This window comes from Acidovorax sp. LjRoot129, from assembly GCF_964253765.1.
GTDB lineage: Bacteria > Pseudomonadota > Gammaproteobacteria > Burkholderiales > Burkholderiaceae_C > Acidovorax.
Window position 1 is genome coordinate 2824096 of record NZ_CAXUSE020000001.1, and the last position, 15460, is coordinate 2839555.

General features: G+C 67.3%; 15 protein-coding genes and 1 pseudogene. 9 read left to right on the forward strand and 7 right to left on the reverse strand.

Annotated elements, in window-relative coordinates:
• Positions 1–89: 89 nt before the first annotated feature.
• Complete coding sequence (locus tag ACSQ3Q_RS12915; protein ID WP_436134772.1) at positions 90–956, reverse strand: LysR family transcriptional regulator; 867 nt, start codon at positions 954–956, stop codon at positions 90–92.
• Between the two features lie 96 nt (positions 957–1052).
• On the opposite strand from ACSQ3Q_RS12915, the gene ACSQ3Q_RS12920 reads away from it, so the two are divergent.
• Positions 1053–1460, forward strand: a complete 408-nt coding sequence (locus ACSQ3Q_RS12920) for a nuclear transport factor 2 family protein (protein WP_436134773.1) — start codon at positions 1053–1055, stop codon at positions 1458–1460.
• A gap of 15 nt (positions 1461–1475) precedes the next feature.
• Here ACSQ3Q_RS12920 and ACSQ3Q_RS12925 read toward each other — a convergent pair whose 3' ends face one another.
• Complete coding sequence (locus ACSQ3Q_RS12925; RefSeq protein ID WP_436134774.1) at positions 1476–2402, reverse strand: LysR family transcriptional regulator; 927 nt, start codon at positions 2400–2402, stop codon at positions 1476–1478.
• Positions 2403–2511: 109 nt separating this feature from the next.
• Here ACSQ3Q_RS12925 and metE point away from each other — a divergent pair, with 109 nt between their 5' ends.
• The gene (gene metE / locus ACSQ3Q_RS12930) at positions 2512–4920 is read left to right on the forward strand and encodes a 5-methyltetrahydropteroyltriglutamate--homocysteine S-methyltransferase (protein WP_436134775.1); all 2409 of its coding nucleotides are present in this window, start codon (positions 2512–2514) and stop codon (positions 4918–4920) included.
• A gap of 36 nt (positions 4921–4956) precedes the next feature.
• On the opposite strand, the gene ACSQ3Q_RS12935 is transcribed toward metE, so the two are convergent.
• Positions 4957–5910 carry a ketopantoate reductase family protein gene (locus ACSQ3Q_RS12935; RefSeq protein ID WP_436134776.1) on the reverse strand — a complete coding sequence of 318 codons (954 nt, stop codon included), beginning with the start codon at positions 5908–5910 and terminating at the stop codon, positions 4957–4959.
• Positions 5911–6046: 136 nt separating this feature from the next.
• Here ACSQ3Q_RS12935 and ACSQ3Q_RS12940 point away from each other — a divergent pair.
• From ACSQ3Q_RS12940 to ACSQ3Q_RS12970, 7 genes and pseudogenes are all read left to right on the forward strand, one after another.
• Positions 6047–6386, forward strand: a pseudogene (locus ACSQ3Q_RS12940) (TA system antitoxin ParD family protein).
• Positions 6387–6564: 178 nt separating this feature from the next.
• A complete protein-coding gene (locus ACSQ3Q_RS12945) occupies positions 6565–6732 on the forward strand; it encodes a hypothetical protein (RefSeq protein WP_436134777.1) in 168 nt (55 codons plus the stop codon).
• Between the two features lie 209 nt (positions 6733–6941).
• Positions 6942–7463 (forward strand): MarR family winged helix-turn-helix transcriptional regulator, encoded by a 522-nt coding sequence (locus tag ACSQ3Q_RS12950; RefSeq protein WP_436134778.1) that lies wholly within the window; start codon positions 6942–6944, stop codon positions 7461–7463.
• Positions 7464–7507: 44 nt separating this feature from the next.
• A complete protein-coding gene (locus ACSQ3Q_RS12955; RefSeq protein WP_436134779.1) occupies positions 7508–8965 on the forward strand; it encodes an efflux transporter outer membrane subunit in 1458 nt (485 codons plus the stop codon).
• Positions 8966–9150: 185 nt separating this feature from the next.
• On the forward strand, positions 9151–10491 hold the full coding sequence (locus ACSQ3Q_RS12960; RefSeq protein ID WP_436134780.1) for an HlyD family secretion protein: 1341 nt from the start codon (positions 9151–9153) through the stop codon (positions 10489–10491).
• 15 nt (positions 10492–10506) lie between these two features.
• Positions 10507–12153 carry a DHA2 family efflux MFS transporter permease subunit gene (locus ACSQ3Q_RS12965; RefSeq protein ID WP_436134781.1) on the forward strand — a complete coding sequence of 549 codons (1647 nt, stop codon included), beginning with the start codon at positions 10507–10509 and terminating at the stop codon, positions 12151–12153.
• Positions 12154–12392: 239 nt separating this feature from the next.
• On the forward strand, positions 12393–12551 hold the full coding sequence (locus ACSQ3Q_RS12970) for a DUF3309 family protein (RefSeq protein ID WP_082516826.1): 159 nt from the start codon (positions 12393–12395) through the stop codon (positions 12549–12551).
• A 139-nt stretch (positions 12552–12690) separates the two neighbouring features.
• On the opposite strand, the gene ACSQ3Q_RS12975 is transcribed toward ACSQ3Q_RS12970, so the two are convergent.
• From ACSQ3Q_RS12975 to ACSQ3Q_RS12990, 4 genes are all read right to left on the reverse strand, one after another.
• Positions 12691–13263, reverse strand: coding sequence for a hypothetical protein (locus ACSQ3Q_RS12975; protein ID WP_436134782.1), 573 nt, complete (start codon positions 13261–13263; stop codon positions 12691–12693).
• A gap of 221 nt (positions 13264–13484) precedes the next feature.
• Positions 13485–13946: a YiiD C-terminal domain-containing protein gene (locus ACSQ3Q_RS12980; protein WP_436134783.1), complete on the reverse strand. Its 462-nt coding sequence runs from the start codon at positions 13944–13946 to the stop codon at positions 13485–13487.
• A gap of 64 nt (positions 13947–14010) precedes the next feature.
• A complete protein-coding gene (locus ACSQ3Q_RS12985; protein WP_436134784.1) occupies positions 14011–14823 on the reverse strand; it encodes an expansin EXLX1 family cellulose-binding protein in 813 nt (270 codons plus the stop codon).
• Positions 14823–15386 carry an NUDIX hydrolase gene (locus ACSQ3Q_RS12990; protein ID WP_436134785.1) on the reverse strand — a complete coding sequence of 188 codons (564 nt, stop codon included), beginning with the start codon at positions 15384–15386 and terminating at the stop codon, positions 14823–14825. The genes ACSQ3Q_RS12985 and ACSQ3Q_RS12990 overlap by 1 nt, the downstream gene beginning before the upstream one ends.
• Positions 15387–15460 lie beyond the last annotated feature (74 nt).

The following is a 15460-nucleotide window of genomic DNA, read 5'->3' on the forward strand; positions in this document are numbered from 1 at the left end:
GTGCAGCGGCGGGTTGTGGAGCGAAGGAAAGCGATTATGGAGGTTTGCAACAGCGATTTCAAACCCTAAGCGAGTTTGCAATATCCGTATCAGCCCGCCGCCGACAAGGCCTGTGCGCCGATGCGGGAGGACCTGGTGCCCAACTCGAAAAGCCACATGCCGTAGAGCGGGAGTGACTCGGCCAGTCGCAACGGCACGACTGCAGGCGCGGCAGCACCCAGCAGCACCGGATGCGGCACGACCGCCAGCAGGTCCGACTGGGCCATCAGGTGCAGCATGCTGGCGAAGTCAGGGCAGCGCACTGCCATGCGGGGCGCAGGCATTCGCCGTACGCGGTGTGCCTCGGTCAGCACGTCCACGGGCCCGCTGACGCTGGGGCCCACACATGCCCAGGCAGCACCTTTCAACTCGGCCAGACCGCGGGCCTGGGCCAGTGGATGGCGGCGACGCGCATAGATGCGCGGTGCCAGTTCGTACAGGCGCCGCTCCACAACGTCCGGGTGCGAAAACCCGCGCGGCCGGGGGGCAATGACGGCGTCGAAACGCCCTTGCACCAGCCCCGCCAGCAAGCTGCCTTCGTCGGCGGTTTCCATCACCAGAGTGCGCCGGGTACCGGGCAGGCACCAGTCCTGGTACAGCAGCGGTCCACAGACCATGGCAGCGGACGACGTGAGCCCCACGCGCAGCGCACTGCGCCCCGCAGTAGCCGTGCCTGCCTGGGCCAGCCCATCGATACGCTGGGCGAGCGATGCAGCCTCTTGCGCCAGGCCCCGCGCAAGCGGCGTGGGTACATAGCGGCGCCCTTGCTTCACCCACAGCGGCTCAGAAAAACCCGCTTGCAGGGCCTTCATGCCCTGGCTGATGGCGGGCTGGGACACACCACAGGCTCGGGCAGCCCCGGCAAAGCTGCCGTGTTCGATAACGGCCTGAAGGTAGTGGAGATGGCGCAGATACATAAGGCATGATTATGTATAAAGCGCCATTGTCTCTTGCCCGGCGAGGCGGTTGGCAGGAAGCTCACCACAGCCTGACCAACCCTTCAAGGACACCACATGACCACACAGCCGCTCGACACCGTGAGAACCTACTTGGCCCACCTGCACGCCAGCAACACCGAGGGGCTGATCGCCTGTTTCGAGGAAAACGGCCAGGTGCACTCCCCCTTCCTGGGCACGATGCGTGCCGGCGACTTCTTCCGCAAGCTGGCCGCGGCCTCCAGCGGCAGCGTGATCACGGTGCTGGACCTGTTCGCCTCTGCGCAGCCGGCCGGGCAGGACGCGGTGCGCGTGGCCGCGTACTTTCGCTACGACTGGACCTTGAACGACGGACGCGAAGTGACCTTCACCTGCGTGGACGTGTTCACCTTCGATGCGGGCAGCGCGCGCATCCGGGACATGAACATCGTCTACGACACCCACCCGCTGCGCGAACAGGTGGGCGACAAGTACGCACCCGACTGACGGCGCCCGCTGCCGTTACAGCAGCGTCACACCCTTGAGCGTCACGAAACTCGTTTCGCGGACCACGCTCACGAAGTCTTGCAGATACGGCTTGGCCGACACCTGCGGCAGGCTCGCGGCATGCAGCTCGCCCCGCAATCCTTGCGCCCCCACGGGCCGGGCTGTGACGTAGCCCCGGTCCAGATAGCCCTGCACCGCCCACAGCGGCAACGCTGCCACGCCACGCCCGCTGGCCACCAGCTGCAGCATGGCCACGGTGAGCTCGGTGGTGCGCCGGGGCGGGCGCACGCCGGCGGGCTCCAGCACCTGGCGGATCAAATCGAGCATCTCGTCGGGCACCGGGTAGGTGATCACCGTCTGGTCGGCAAAGTCTTGCGCCGTGAGGAAAGGCTTGGCCACCAGCGGGTGCGCGTTGGCGAGCAGCGCACGGATCTCGAAGCCGAACAGCGGGTGGTAATCCACCCCCACTTCATCTGCATCCACCTCCGACACGATGGCCAGGTCGGCCCGCCCCTGGTGCAGCAGGCCCACCGGGTCGGCATGGAAGCCGCTCACGATGTCGAGCTCCACCTCGGGCCAGCGGGTGCGAAAGGCGTCCATGGCGGGCATCAGCCAGTCAAAACAGGTGTGGCACTCCACGGCGATGCGCAGCTGGCCGCCCTGCCCCAGCACCAGCCGGGCCAGGTCGCGTTCAGCGGCCTCGATTTGCGGCAACACCAGGTCGGCCAGGGCCAACAGCCGCTCGCCCACCGCGCTGAACTGCGGGGGCACCGATTTGCGCTCGAACAGCGGCGTGCCGTGCCGGTCTTCCAGCAGCTTTATCTGGTGCGACAGCGCCGACTGCGTGAGGTTGAGCAACTGCGCGGCGCGCACCAGGCTTCCGCTGTCGCGCAGCGCGACCAGGGTGCGCAGGTGGCGGACTTCCAGGACGGACTGGCTCATTACTAATTTTCAAGTTGAATCACAAAAACTTTCGTTTGAATAATAAGCGACGGCGCGCGACGATCGCTACCTTCATTGCATGCCATCGCAAAAACAGGAAAAACCCGCCATGTCGCTCGCCCAGCCCGTCCCCTCATTTCAGCCCGTCGCCGCCCGCCCGGTGCTCACCCACGCCCTGGGCTTCCCGCGCATGGGCGCGCAGCGCGAACTGAAATTCGCGCTCGAATCCTTCTGGCGCGGCGACAGCAGCGCTTGTGACTTGCAGGACACCGCCGCCCAGCTGCGCCAGCTCCACTGGCAGGCGCAGGCCGATGCAGGCCTTGGCTTTGTCACCGTCGGCGACTTTGCGCTGTACGACCATGTGGCCAACCATATTCAGCTGCTGGGATGCGAGCCCGCGCGATTTGGGTTTGAGGACGACACGCCAGAGCTGGCGCGCTACTTCGCCATGGCCCGGGGCGTATCGGCGGATGCCCATCACGGTCACCACGACCATCACGGCTGCGGCGCGGGTTGCACGGCCACACACACCTCTGACGGCCAGCCCGCGCTCGAGATGACCAAGTGGTTCGACACCAACTACCACTACCTCGTGCCCGAGTTCAGCGCCAGCACCCAGTTCCGCCTGGCCAGCGACCAGCTGTTTGACGAGGTCGCCCAAGCGCAGGCCCTCGGCCACCGGGTGAAGGCCGTGCTGCTGGGCCCGCTGAGTTTTCTGTGGCTGGGTAAGGCCAAGGAAGCGGGTTTTGATCGTTTCTGCCTGCTCGACCAGCTGCTGCCGGTGTACGAGGCCGTGCTGGCGCGGCTGAAGGCCCAAGGCGTGGAATGGGTGCAAATCGACGAACCCATCCTCGGCCTGGACCTGCCCGACACCTGGCGCCACGCGTTTGAGCCCGCCTACTGGCAACTGGCCCGCAGCGCGCCCAAACTGCTGTTGGCCACCTACTTTTCGCCCCTGGCCGAAAACCTGCGCCTGGCCTGCCAGCTGCCTGTGGCCGGCCTGCATGTGGACGCCGTGCGGGCGCCGGAAGAACTGGTGGGCGTGGCCGACTGGCTGCCCTCGCACAAGGTGCTGTCGGTGGGCATCGTGGACGGCCGCAATATCTGGCGCACCGACCTGGATGCGGCCCTGGCCAAGCTGCGCCCCGTGGCCGACAAGCACCAGGGCGGGCTGTGGCTGGCGCCGTCGTGCTCACTGCTGCATGTGCCGTTTGGTCTGCAGGCCGAGCACCAGCTCGATGCCGAGGTCAAATCCTGGCTGGCGTTTGCGGTCGAAAAACTCGATGAGTTGCGTGTGCTTTCCACCGCGCTGAGCCATGGCGAAGGCACTGTGGACGACGAACTGCACGCCGCCCGCACCGCCCTGGCCGCCCGGTGCGCCAGCCCGCGCGTGCACCGTGCCACCGTGGCCGCGCGCCTGGCCGCAGCCGCACCGGGGGCAGACCAGCGTGCCAGCGCATTTCCCGCCCGGCAAAAAGCCCAGCGCACGCGTTTGAAGCTGCCGCTCTTGCCCACCACCACCATCGGCTCATTCCCGCAGACCAGCGAGATCCGCGCTGCGCGTGCAGCCTTCAAGCGCAGCGCGCTGAACGCAGCCCACTACCAGCAGAAGATGCAGGCCGAAATTGCCCTGGCCGTGCGCAAGCAGGAGGCCCTGGGCCTGGACGTGCTGGTGCACGGCGAGGCCGAGCGCAACGACATGGTCGAATACTTTGGCGAGCAGCTCGACGGCTTTGTCTTTACCGCCAACGGCTGGGTGCAAAGCTACGGCTCGCGCTGCGTGAAGCCGCCCATCATCTACGGCGATGTGGCCCGCCCCGCGCCCATGACGGTGGCCTGGACGCAGTACGCGCAGAGCCTGACCGCCAAGCCCATGAAGGGCATGCTCACCGGCCCCATCACCATCCTGCAATGGAGTTTTGTGCGCGACGACCAGCCCCGCGCCACCACGGCCGACCAGATCGCCTGGGCGATCCGCGACGAGGTGTGTGACCTGGAGGCCGCTGGCATCGCCATCATCCAGATCGACGAGCCCGCGATCCGCGAAGGCCTGCCCCTGCGCCGCGCCGGGTGGAAGAGCTACCTGGATCGTGCCACCCGCGCCTTCCGCATCAGCGCCAGCGGTGTGCGCAACGACACGCAGATTCACACCCACATGTGCTACAGCGAGTTCAACGACATCCTGCCCGCCATCGCGGCCATGGATGCGGATGTGATCACCATCGAGACCAGCCGGTCGGACATGGAGTTGCTGCAAGGTTTTGGCGACTTCAAATATCCCAACGAGATCGGCCCCGGCGTCTACGACATCCACTCGCCCCGCGTGCCCGGCGTGCAGGAGATGGCCGCGCTGCTGGAGAAGGCCGCCGAGGTGGTGCCCGTCGAACACCTGTGGGTGAACCCCGATTGCGGCCTCAAGACCCGTGGCTGGCCTGAGACGGAAGCCGCTTTGCGCCACATGGTGCAGGCCGCGCAGGAAGTGCGCGAGCGGCTGCTGGAGGAAGCGGCCTTGGCATGACGGGGGGCCCGGCCGCGAGATCGGCCGGTCCCCCGCTCAACCCGCAGCGCCCTTCATCTCGGCCAGTTTGACCAGTACCTGCAAAGCGTGATTGAGTGGCGTGGGCACGCCCAGGGCCGCCCCGCGCTTGACGACGTAGCCGTTCAGATGGTCAATCTCACTGGGCTTGCCCCGCGCCAAATCCTGCGCGGTGGACGAGAACTGACCGGGCATGGTGGTGGCGATGCCGCGCACGGCAGCCTGCACATCGCCCGGGATCGCCACCCCATCGGCAGCGGCCACGGCCAGGCATTCGGCCACGATGTTGGCGATCACCTGATTCACGCCGGGCACCTGCACCAACGGGCCATAAGGCTGTTGAGACAGGGCAGAGAGCGCGTTGTAGGCGCTGTTGAGCACCAGCTTGGCCCACAGCGCACCGCGCACGTTGTCTGAAATCTGGGTAGGGATGCCCGCCGCCGTGAGCTGCCGGGCGGCCTCGTCGCTGCGCGGCGATGGCGCAATGACCAGCTCACCCCGGCCGTGGTGCACCACATGCCCCGGGCCGCCCATGGCGGTGGCCACGTAGACCACGGCTGCCGCCACCGAGGTGCTGGCATCGAGCACGGCGCGCACGCGTTCGTCGTTGTCCACGCCGTTTTGCAGCGTCAGCACCAGCGTGCCGGGAGCCAGGTGCGGACGGATCTGGCGCGCTGCGTCTTCTGAGTCGGAGGATTTCACGCAGAACAGCACCACATCCGCGCCCTGCACGGCGCTGGCCTTGGTGCTGGCCGCCATGGGCACCTGTACATCCAGCACCGCCGTCTGCAGCCGCAGGCCCTGCTGCAACACCGCCTGCACATGGGCGTGCCGCCCGATGAGCGTGACGGCATGGCCCGCCCGGGCGAGCAAGGCGCCGAAGTAGCAGCCCACGGCGCCAGCGCCCATCACGGCAAAGCGCAACGGTGGGGTGGAGGAGTTCACGGCAGCGGAAGCGGCGGTTTCGGACATGGAGCGGAATAGATTGGACGAAGCATTGGGGAGGTCGAAGGGCCCACAAATGGTATCGCTCGAAGAAACATGACCGGCACCACCGCCATTGCGCCCTCAACCCGATTGGCGCCAATGCGCCAATCAGGAGATCGCCGTGTCCGCCACCGCCTTTTCTTCCGTCAAGCTCCCCGCCCATCTGGTGGAGCAGGCCCGCCAGGCCGCGCAACCTATGCGCCGCTCAGTGGCGGGCCAGATTGAATACTGGGGCCACCCTGGGCCAGATCGTCGAACACAAGGGTCTGAGCGTGCAGGAAGCCCGCAGCGCCATCGCGCAGTACGAGGCGGCTGCTTCCCGTCAGACCGCCCTGGCCGCGCCCATATCAGTGGGCTCCCTCACCGCCCGCCTGCTGGCCGCACAAACGCGCGGCACCCTGGCGCAGCGGGTGCGTGAAGTGGTTCTGGAGAACCAGGCCAAAGCCACCGTCGACGTTTGATAACCACGGTGGCAACGTCTCAGCCGCCCACCGCGCCATCCCGCAGCCCCATGCCACCGCGTTGGTTTGACCTGCTGGCAGGCCCGAACGGCGCGGGCAAGTCCACGCTCTACCGTGCCCTGGTCCGCGAAGGCACGCGGTTCCGCCAGAACGCATCCTGGCCCGCTACCCCCGCACCATGGGCAACCTGGCCCGGGCAGTGCGCCAGGCGGATGTGTCGTATCTGTATGACGCGGCAGAGGTCGACGGCACCGGCCCGCAGCTGGTGGCGGTGTGCTCCCCCACCGAGGTCACCCCGCTGGTGCAGCCGCTGCCCGCCTGGGCGCTGCGCCTGACCGAGAGATAGCCCGGCCGCGGCGTGCTGCTTGCGGCAATGGAACGGGCCGCACCCTTCCATGTCTCAAATTTGATGTCAATTTGGCACCTAGCGCTTATTCCATAAGCGCTGATAGCTATATTTTGCATAGCAAACCTCTTTCTCAAAAACCCTGACAGCATTGCGGTCGTTAAGTAATTGCCAAGACAATCATTGTCTAGTCAATTAAATTTGCCGCCATGACTTCTGACACCCCCAAGCCTTCTCAGCCCGGCCCGGGCTTCTACCGCGCTGGCCAGCTTCAGCCTGAAAACAGCGTGGGCTACCTGATGCGCAAGGTGATGTCGTCCATCCGCACCCAGGCCGATGCGCAACTCGCGTCCCACGACCTGACATACGCCCAGTGGCTGCCGCTGTTCAAGCTCTCGCTGCGCGACAACTGCACGGTGGCCGGTCTGGCGCGCGACCTGGAGACGGATCCTGCCTCGATGACCCGCTCGCTCGACCGCATGGAAGCCAAAGGCCTCGTGGTGCGCGAACGCTCCACCGTCGACCGGCGGGTGGTGCAGCTCAAACTCACCCCCGAAGGCCAGCGCATTGCCGCGCTCGTGCCCCCGGTGCTGACCGACGTGCTCAACGGCCACCTGAGCGACTTCACCCACGACGAATGGCAACTGCTGCTGTCCATGCTGCGCCGCATGCTGACCAACGGCGAAGCGCTGCGCCAGCAAACGCCCCCCACCGATACCGCGGCTGGGTAGCACCTCACCCCCACTGCCGCCCTGCACCGCCCCTGGAGATTTCCATGACATCCACCACCATCCCTTCCCTGCCCTCGGTCCGCTCGGCCCTGGCGGCACACTTCGCGGTGTCGGCGCTGGCCCTTGCCGCCGCCATCCTGCTGGTCGGTTGCGCGAGCCCCGGCGCGCCGCACACCCCGCTGGCGCAGACCACGCCTGCCGCCCTGGGGCTGAACAACGCCACCGACACCGCCGCGCCCAGCCAGTGGTGGACCACGCTGGGCGATGCCGAGCTCAACGCGCTGGTCGACCAGGCGCTGAAGGGCAACCCCAGCCTGGCCGTGAGCCGCGCCCGGCTGGAACAGGCCGTGGCTCTGAGCCAGGTGCGCCAGGCCGCCAACGGCCCGCAGGCCAACCTGGGGGTGGACCTGACGCGCCAGCGCTACTCCGCCAACGGCCTGGTGCCCGCGCCAGTGGCCGGCAACACCTACAACAGCGGCACCGTGCAGGCCACGCTGAGCTGGTCGCCCGACTTTTTTGGCCAGCACGCGGCCGAGCTGCAGGCCGCACTGGGCCAGGCCAGGGCCGCGCAGGCCGATGCGGCGGCCGCTGCCAATACTTTGGCCGCCCAAGTGAGCCGCAGCTACGTGGCCCTGGCCCGGCTGGTGGGCCAGCGCGACGTGGCCGCCCGGGCGCTGGCGCAGCGTGAGGAGCAACAACGCCTGACGCAGGAGCGCACTGCCGCAGGCCTCGACAGCCAGGTCGAGTTGACGCAGGCTCAGGCCGCCGTGCCCGATGCGCGCACCCAGATCGAAGCGCTGGACGAACAGGTCACCCTGGCCCGCCGCCAGATTGCCGTGCTGACCGGCCAGGCGCCTGACGCCCTGACCGCCCTCACCCCGCAGCTGGCCCGGCTGCAGCCTACAGCCGTGCCCGAAGTGCTGGGCGCCGACCTGCTGGGCCGCCGCCCCGACGTGGTGGCAGCACGCTGGCGTGTAGAGGCCGCCACCCAAGGCGTGAAGGTCGCCCGCACGGAGTTCTATCCCAACATCAACATCGCCGCGTTCATTGGCCTGAATTCGCTGGGGCTAGACAACCTGTTCAACGCCGGCTCGCGCCAGATGGGCGTGACCCCCGCCCTGCGCCTGCCGATCTTTGACGGCGGCCGGCTGCGCGCGCAGTTGGGTGGCCGCCAGGCCGAGCTGGATGCCGCCATCGCCCAGTACAACAGCGCCGTGCTGGATGCCGTGAAGGAAGCCGGCGATGCGATGGCTTCGGTGCAGTCGCTCACGCGCCAGCAAGCACTGCAAGACGACGCTGCCGCGAGCGCCGAGAAGGCCTACCGCTTTGCGCAGGAGCGCTACCGCGCGGGCCTGGGCAACTACCTGGTGGTGCTCTCCACCGAAAACCAGGTGCTCGCCCAGCGCCGCCTCGCCGTCGACCTGCGCGCCCGACAGCTCGATACCCGCCTGCAGTTGATGAAGGCCTTGGGTGGCGGCTGGACGGATGACACGGCGGTATGAAACACCCCCTGAGCCGCTTCGCGTCTTCCCCCTCTCTCGCTTCGCGGGAGGGGAACGCACCCAGTGGCCTGGCAAAGCCAGCTCCACGGGTGCACTGGCCTCGGCCGCGCCAGTTGCGTAAGTAGCTCGCAAGGCCAGACCTGATCAAAAAACACATAACAACGCATTCCTGAAAGACCACTGCCATGAGCGAACCCCTTGCATCACCCAAAGAAGCCACCAACCCCGCCCGCCGCCGCGGCCTGACCGTGATCGCCGCTGCCGTGGCGATCGCCGCCATCGGCTGGGGCGCCTGGCACTGGGCCAACGGCCGCCACCGTGAAACCACCGACAACGCCTACGTGGCGGGCAACGTGGTGCAGATCACGCCGCAAGTCGGCGGCACCGTGGTGTCCATCGGTGCGGACGACACCGACTACGTGAAGGCTGGCCAGCTGCTGGTCAAGCTCGATCCCGCCGACGCCCGCGTGGCGCTGGAACAGGCCGAGGCTCAATTGGCACAGGCGGTGCGCGAAGTGCGCACGCTGTTCGCCAACAACTCCACGCTCAAGGCCCAGGTCAACCTGCGCAGCGCTGACCTGGCGCGTGCCCAGGCCGAAGCCGCACGCCTGCAGGACGACGTGAACCGCCGCGCACCGCTGATGGCCAGCGGTGCCGTGGGCAAGGAAGAGTTCCAGCACGCCACCGCCCAGGTCACCGCCGCCAAGAGCACCGTGGCCGCCGCCCAGTCGGCCGTGGTGGCCGCGCAAGAGCAACTGGCCGCCAGCCAGACGCAGACCGAAGGCACCTCCATCGAGCAGCACCCCAACGTGCAGCGCGCCTCGGCCCGCGTGCGCGAGGCCTACCTGGCCGTGCAACGCGCCCAACTGGTCGCGCCGCTCGACGGCCACGTCGCCAAGCGCGGCGTGCAGGTGGGCCAGCGCGTGCAGGCCGGCGCACCGCTGATGACGCTGGTGGCCCTGAATGATTTGTGGGTGGACGCGAACTTCAAGGAAAGCCAGCTGCAAAGCCTGCGCATCGGGCAACCGGCCGAGCTGGAAGCCGACGTGTATGGCACCAAGGTCAAGTACCACGGCACCGTGACCGGCCTGGGTGCCGGCACCGGTGCAGCCTTTGCATTGCTGCCTGCGCAGAACGCCACGGGCAACTGGATCAAGGTGGTGCAGCGCGTGCCCGTGCGCATTGCGCTGGATGCCAAGCAGGTGGCCGAGCACCCGCTGCGCGTGGGCCTGTCGATGGAAGTCAAGGTGGACACCGCCGACCAGAGCGGCAAGACCCTGGCCGACACGCAGCGCTCTGCCCCCGTAGCGGCCACTGCCGTGTTCGACCAGCAGTTCAAGGCCGCTGACGATGAAGTGGCGCAGATCATTGCCGCCAACCTGGGCCGCAGCAAGGCCGCCGCCACGGTGGCATCGCCCAAGGTAGGCAGTGCCGATGCCAAGGCCGGCACTGCTGCAGCCGCACGCACTAGTAATCAACACGCGTCGGCGCCCGTGGCCTCCCTGCGGTCGCCTGCGGTGCACTGATCCAGGGCTTGTTGCATGAGCACCGCCAACCCCACCGCAGACCAGGGCACCGCACCGGCGCCTGCTGCGCCATCCCCCGCATCCGCTGCGGGGCCGTCAGCCCCACCCGGGCCACCCGCCGCCTACCCACCGCTGCAGGGTACCGCCTTGCTGCTGGGCACACTGTCGCTGTCGCTGGCCACGTTCATGAACGTGCTGGATTCGTCCATCGCCAACGTCTCCATTCCCGCCATCGCCGGCGACCTGGGCGTGAGCCCCGGCCAAGGCACCTGGGTCATCACCAGCTTTGGCGTGGCCAATGCCATCTCGGTGCCGCTCACCGGCTGGCTCACGCAGCGCTTTGGCGCGGTGCGGCTGTTCACCATGAGCGTGCTGCTGTTTGTGCTCACGTCTTGGCTGTGCGGCTTTGCGTCGTCGCTGGAGACGCTGGTGTTCTTCCGCGTGCTGCAGGGCCTAGTGGCCGGGCCGATGATCCCGCTCAGCCAGACGCTGCTGCTGGCCAGCTACCCCAAGGCCCTGGCGGGCACGGCCCTCGCCCTATGGGGCGTGACCACGCTGGTCGCGCCGGTGGTCGGGCCGTTGTTGGGCGGGTGGATCACGGACAACATCTCCTGGCCCTGGATCTTCTACATCAACGTGCCCGTGGGCCTGCTGGCCGGGCTGCTCACCTGGGGCATCTACCGCAAGCGCGAGACGCCCATCCGCAAGCTGCCCATCGACACCGTGGGCCTGAGTCTTCTGGTGCTGTGGGTGGGCGCATTGCAGCTCATGCTCGACAAGGGCAAGGAGCTTGACTGGTTCGCCTCCGGCGAGATCATCATCATGGCCGTGGTCGCCGTGGTCGCGTTCGCAGTGTTCCTAGTGTGGGAGCTGACCGAAAAGCACCCTGTGGTGGACCTCAAGCTCTTTAAAGGCCGCAACTTCACCTTTGGCGCGCTGGCGCTGTCGGTGGCGTATGCGCTGTTCTTTGGCAACGTGGTGCTGCTGCCGCTGTGGCTGCAGCAGTGGATGGGCTACACCGCCACCTCGGCCGGCATGGCGCTGGCACCGGTGGGCGTGTTCGCGATCTTGCTCACCCCGCTGGTGGGCAAGAAGGTGGGCCAGTGGGACCCACGCCGCATGGCCACGGGTGCGTTCATCGTGTTCAGCACGGTGCTGTGGATGCGCTCGCAGTTCACGGTGCAGACGGACTTCATCCACATCCTGATCCCCACGCTGTTGCAGGGGGCGGCCATGGCGTTCTTCTTCATCCCGCTGACGACGCTGACGCTGGCGGGCATTGCGCCCGAGCGCATTCCGGCCGCTGCAGGCCTGTCCAATTTTGTGCGGATCACCGCCGGGGCCATGGGCACGTCGATTGCCACCACGCTGTGGGAAAGCCGCGCCGCCATGCACCACGCGCACCTGACCGAAGGGCTGGTGCAAGGCCAGGGGGTGTTTGCGCAAACGCTCGACAGCCTGACTGCGACCGGCCTTACGCAACTGCAGGCGCTGGCGCAGGTCAACCGGCTCATCGACCAGCAAGCCTTCACGCGGGCGGCCGATGACATCTTTCTCGGGTCGGCGGGCTTGTTTCTGTTGCTGATCGGGTTGATCTGGCTGACCAAGCGGCCGACACAGGGAGGAAGCTCGGGCGGCGCGGACGCCAGCGGGGCGCATTGACGGCCGCAGCTACCGACATGGGATGCGAAAAATTGAGTGAAAAACGGCCCCAGCGCTTGATCCATAAGCGCTGATAGCTATATTTTTTATAGCAACCTCGCTTGGAGTGGCGCGCTGCCGCGCGGGCTCCCACAGGCCGCGTCGGAAAAGGCTGACCCCCGTGTGAGCGCAGCACCTGCGAGAGCGCCGCGGTGCAGCCCAAACAATCCACTCACCGCAACCAACAACAAGGAACCACCATGTCGCTCTCCCTGATTCTGCTGATCGTCCTCATCCTCATCCTGGTCGGCGCCCTGCCAACCTGGGGCCACAGCCGCTCGTGGGGCTACGGACCCAGTGGCGGGATTGGCTTGGTGGTGCTGATCCTGGTGGTCCTCCTGCTCATGGGCAGAATATGACGCCCTGATGGGATGGCAGTAGGAGGTACTCGCAGCTAGCTGCTGAGCTTTCTTCTTCCGTCACCCCACAAAAAAGCGGCCCTTCGGGGCCGCTTTTTTTTGCCTGTGTGCAACGTGTTCGGTGCGAGCGCTGAGCCCTTCAAACCGAAGATCCGCGCTGCTGCCCAGCGTTGGCAAACGCGGTGGTAAACGCCGCAAATTCGTTCTGGCTCACCACGCCATCGGTGTTTCCTCCACGGTCCATCAATTGCAGCACCGCCTGCGAGAAGTCGGTGCCGGGCTTTTGGATCGAGGTGCTGGCCAGCCCCTTGAGAAATTCACCGTGCGAGATGCTGCCGTCCTGGTTGGCATCGAACCCTGCGGTGATCTGCGTTTTTTGCGCATCGTCGGCGCCAAAGCGGGTCAACAGCTCCTGAAAATCCTGCTTGGAAATGGCGCCGCCCGGGCCCGCGTTGGCGGCCAGGTGGCCGGCACCCACGCCGCGCTGGGTCGCGCCCAACGCACCATCGAGCTTGCCCTGCGATACCAAAATGCCTTTGCCGGCAAAGCCTGCAAGCGCTTCGGCCTGCGGGCTCAGTGTGACCACGGTGGACGGCTGCGCAGGCGCCGCATCGCTGCCGCGGCGCGCGGCGGAGGCCTTGCTGCTGCCCCCCGATGTGGCATTGAAGACGAGGGAGGCCAGAGAGGCCAGGCCAGAAATAAGAGGGGACATCGCCATGAACTCCTGTGTGGCGACACCTACGTGCCGTGGGGTGACGACCCCGGCCTGTGTTTCGCCTTGCGCCTTGAGGGTACGTCTTAGAGCGGCTGGGGAATGCCGCGATCAGCCTGCGCTTTCATGGCCACTTTCGCCGATGGCGGCACGCCCGCCCGGCGGTCTGTGCAACGCCATGGTCACCCGAGAAGCGCCCCCCAACCAGGCCGGCCCGCATGTCACGCTGCCGACACGTACCCCGCCCCGAAGGCCACGAACTCGCCTTCAAGCTGCCCGGCCACCCGGCCCTGGTAATGCAACTCAGACGTTTGCACGATCCGCCCCACCCCCTTGCGTTGCAGCATGCGCGTGAACGGCTGCCAGGCCTGGGGCGCCGGTGCCTGCGCCACGGCCGTGAAGCTGCCGTCCATGGGTGCAAGGTAGTCCATGGTGTTGCGCTGGATCACCAAGCGGCTCCCCAGCCCCTCGGCCGACAGGCGCAGGTGCAGCATCGACCACGCGGCGAGGATGGCCACCGCCGACGCGCTGCCGCCAAACACCGTGTCCCGGTGGTTGATATTGGGCGCGAGCGGCGCGCTCAGCACCACATGGTGGGCCGATGTCTCGACCACGGCTACCTCCATGGCGCGGGACAAGGGAATGTGCCGGTGCAGGTAGGCCTGGAGTTCGGCTGGGTTCACGGTGTGCGTCGACGGGCGTCGAGGAGTGATGGGTGGGAATGGCGTGGCCGAAGCTGCACGATTCTCACGGAAACTGTCCAGCCCCCGCGGTCAACACGCCGCCTGCGGGTTCGGGCAGCGTGTCGATCAAGGTCGCGCCGCCCAACGCCGTCACGCGCACCTGCACCGGGCCGCTGGCAATGGCCGTGGGGTACACAAAATAGTTGTAGTCCGTGCGCGGCACGGCAATCCAGTCGGCGTTGCCGCTGGGCTTGATCGCGAGGCCGGTGACGGGCAGGCGGTGGTTGCGCACCTGGATCGCCACCCACCAGCGGCTGCTGCCCTCCTTGTAGCGGTAGCTCACCGGCCCGCTCACATCACCTGGCACCACCTCCCAGCGAATGGGCACGCGCCCCGCCACGGGGTCGGCGATGCGCGCAAACGCAGACTCGCTCAGGTCCAGGTCGCCCGACTTGCATTCTGGGCATTGGTCGGTGATGCGCACGGTGACAGACCCCTTGGGCCCCGTGACCGCCACGTACTGTCCGCAGACCGCGCTGCCTGCGTAGTCCGGCGCATTCATCGCCGCCACCATCAGGTTGCCCGGGCTCGCATCAAAGCTGCAGTTGCCCTCGCCCGTGGCGCCGTAGAAGGTGCCCTCGCCGCTGTAGGTGGGCGACAGCGCGCCGGGTGCTGTGGGTCCGGGCGGCGAGCCAGGTGTTGGCGCAGGCGCAAGTGCCGGTGCCGGGGAAGGCGCGTCTGCGCCAGCGGCCGGCCCCTCGGCCGAGCCCCCGCCACCACAGGCCGCCAGGGAAACCAGGGCCGCCAATGCGGCAAGCCGAACCCAGCGGGCTCGGGTGGCGTGGGCGTGAGAGGAGGAATGTGGTTGCGCAGTCATCATCGTCCTGGGGTTGGGTGGGCTTGTGGTGCTGCGCCGGTGTCCTTCGGCGCAGGGGGATCGCGGTGCACGATGTGCAGGACGCCGGTGGGCTCCTCAGCCAACCGGTCAGCCAAAAATGCTTGCAAAAACGCGGGCCGTATTTCCAGGCGCGCCAGCTCTGCGCGGGCAAACCACGCAAACACCAGTTTGCGGGTGCCTTCGACACCGGGGTAGGGGCCGTCGGCCAACACCAGCGCGCCACCGGGCACGGGGCTGGCATGCAGGTACAGGCCGATCTCGTGGTACGCCGACCCTGCGTAGGTAAAAAAATTCTCGGCCACCACCGCCAAGGCGCCCACTGCAATACCAGCACCGAGACGGTCGCCCAGCTCCTCGCGCAGCTCGCGCGCCAGGGCTTCGCTGGCACTTTCGCCCGGTTCGATGGCGCCGCCCGGCAAGGCCCAGAAGCCGTCGCCTTCCACCTGGTGCAGCAGCACCCGGCCACCATGGGCAACGATGGCTGCGGCACGTTGGCGCACCTTGGGGGGCACGTGTGACAGGGTGGGATCGTCAGGGAGCATGGGGGTTGGGATGCGTGAATGAAGGGCAGGCGCGGCAATGCTATCCACTCCCGCACCCGCTCACCCACCTTCTG

Excerpts from the sequence above, each read along its gene's own strand:
- ACSQ3Q_RS12915 (WP_436134772.1), bottom strand. The coding sequence starts at position 956 with ATGTATCTGCGCCATCTCCACTACCTTCAGGCCGTTATCGAACACGGC.
- ACSQ3Q_RS12920 (WP_436134773.1), top strand. The coding sequence starts at position 1,053 with ATGACCACACAGCCGCTCGACACCGTGAGAACCTACTTGGCCCACCTG.
- ACSQ3Q_RS12925 (WP_436134774.1), bottom strand. The coding sequence starts at position 2,402 with ATGAGCCAGTCCGTCCTGGAAGTCCGCCACCTGCGCACCCTGGTCGCG.
- metE (WP_436134775.1), top strand. The coding sequence starts at position 2,512 with ATGTCGCTCGCCCAGCCCGTCCCCTCATTTCAGCCCGTCGCCGCCCGC.
- ACSQ3Q_RS12935 (WP_436134776.1), bottom strand. The coding sequence starts at position 5,910 with ATGTCCGAAACCGCCGCTTCCGCTGCCGTGAACTCCTCCACCCCACCG.
- ACSQ3Q_RS12945 (WP_436134777.1), top strand. The coding sequence starts at position 6,565 with ATGGGCAACCTGGCCCGGGCAGTGCGCCAGGCGGATGTGTCGTATCTG.
- ACSQ3Q_RS12950 (WP_436134778.1), top strand. The coding sequence starts at position 6,942 with ATGACTTCTGACACCCCCAAGCCTTCTCAGCCCGGCCCGGGCTTCTAC.
- ACSQ3Q_RS12955 (WP_436134779.1), top strand. The coding sequence starts at position 7,508 with ATGACATCCACCACCATCCCTTCCCTGCCCTCGGTCCGCTCGGCCCTG.
- ACSQ3Q_RS12960 (WP_436134780.1), top strand. The coding sequence starts at position 9,151 with ATGAGCGAACCCCTTGCATCACCCAAAGAAGCCACCAACCCCGCCCGC.
- ACSQ3Q_RS12965 (WP_436134781.1), top strand. The coding sequence starts at position 10,507 with ATGAGCACCGCCAACCCCACCGCAGACCAGGGCACCGCACCGGCGCCT.
- ACSQ3Q_RS12970 (WP_082516826.1), top strand. The coding sequence starts at position 12,393 with ATGTCGCTCTCCCTGATTCTGCTGATCGTCCTCATCCTCATCCTGGTC.
- ACSQ3Q_RS12975 (WP_436134782.1), bottom strand. The coding sequence starts at position 13,263 with ATGTCCCCTCTTATTTCTGGCCTGGCCTCTCTGGCCTCCCTCGTCTTC.
- ACSQ3Q_RS12985 (WP_436134784.1), bottom strand. The coding sequence starts at position 14,823 with ATGACTGCGCAACCACATTCCTCCTCTCACGCCCACGCCACCCGAGCC.
- ACSQ3Q_RS12990 (WP_436134785.1), bottom strand. The coding sequence starts at position 15,386 with ATGCTCCCTGACGATCCCACCCTGTCACACGTGCCCCCCAAGGTGCGC.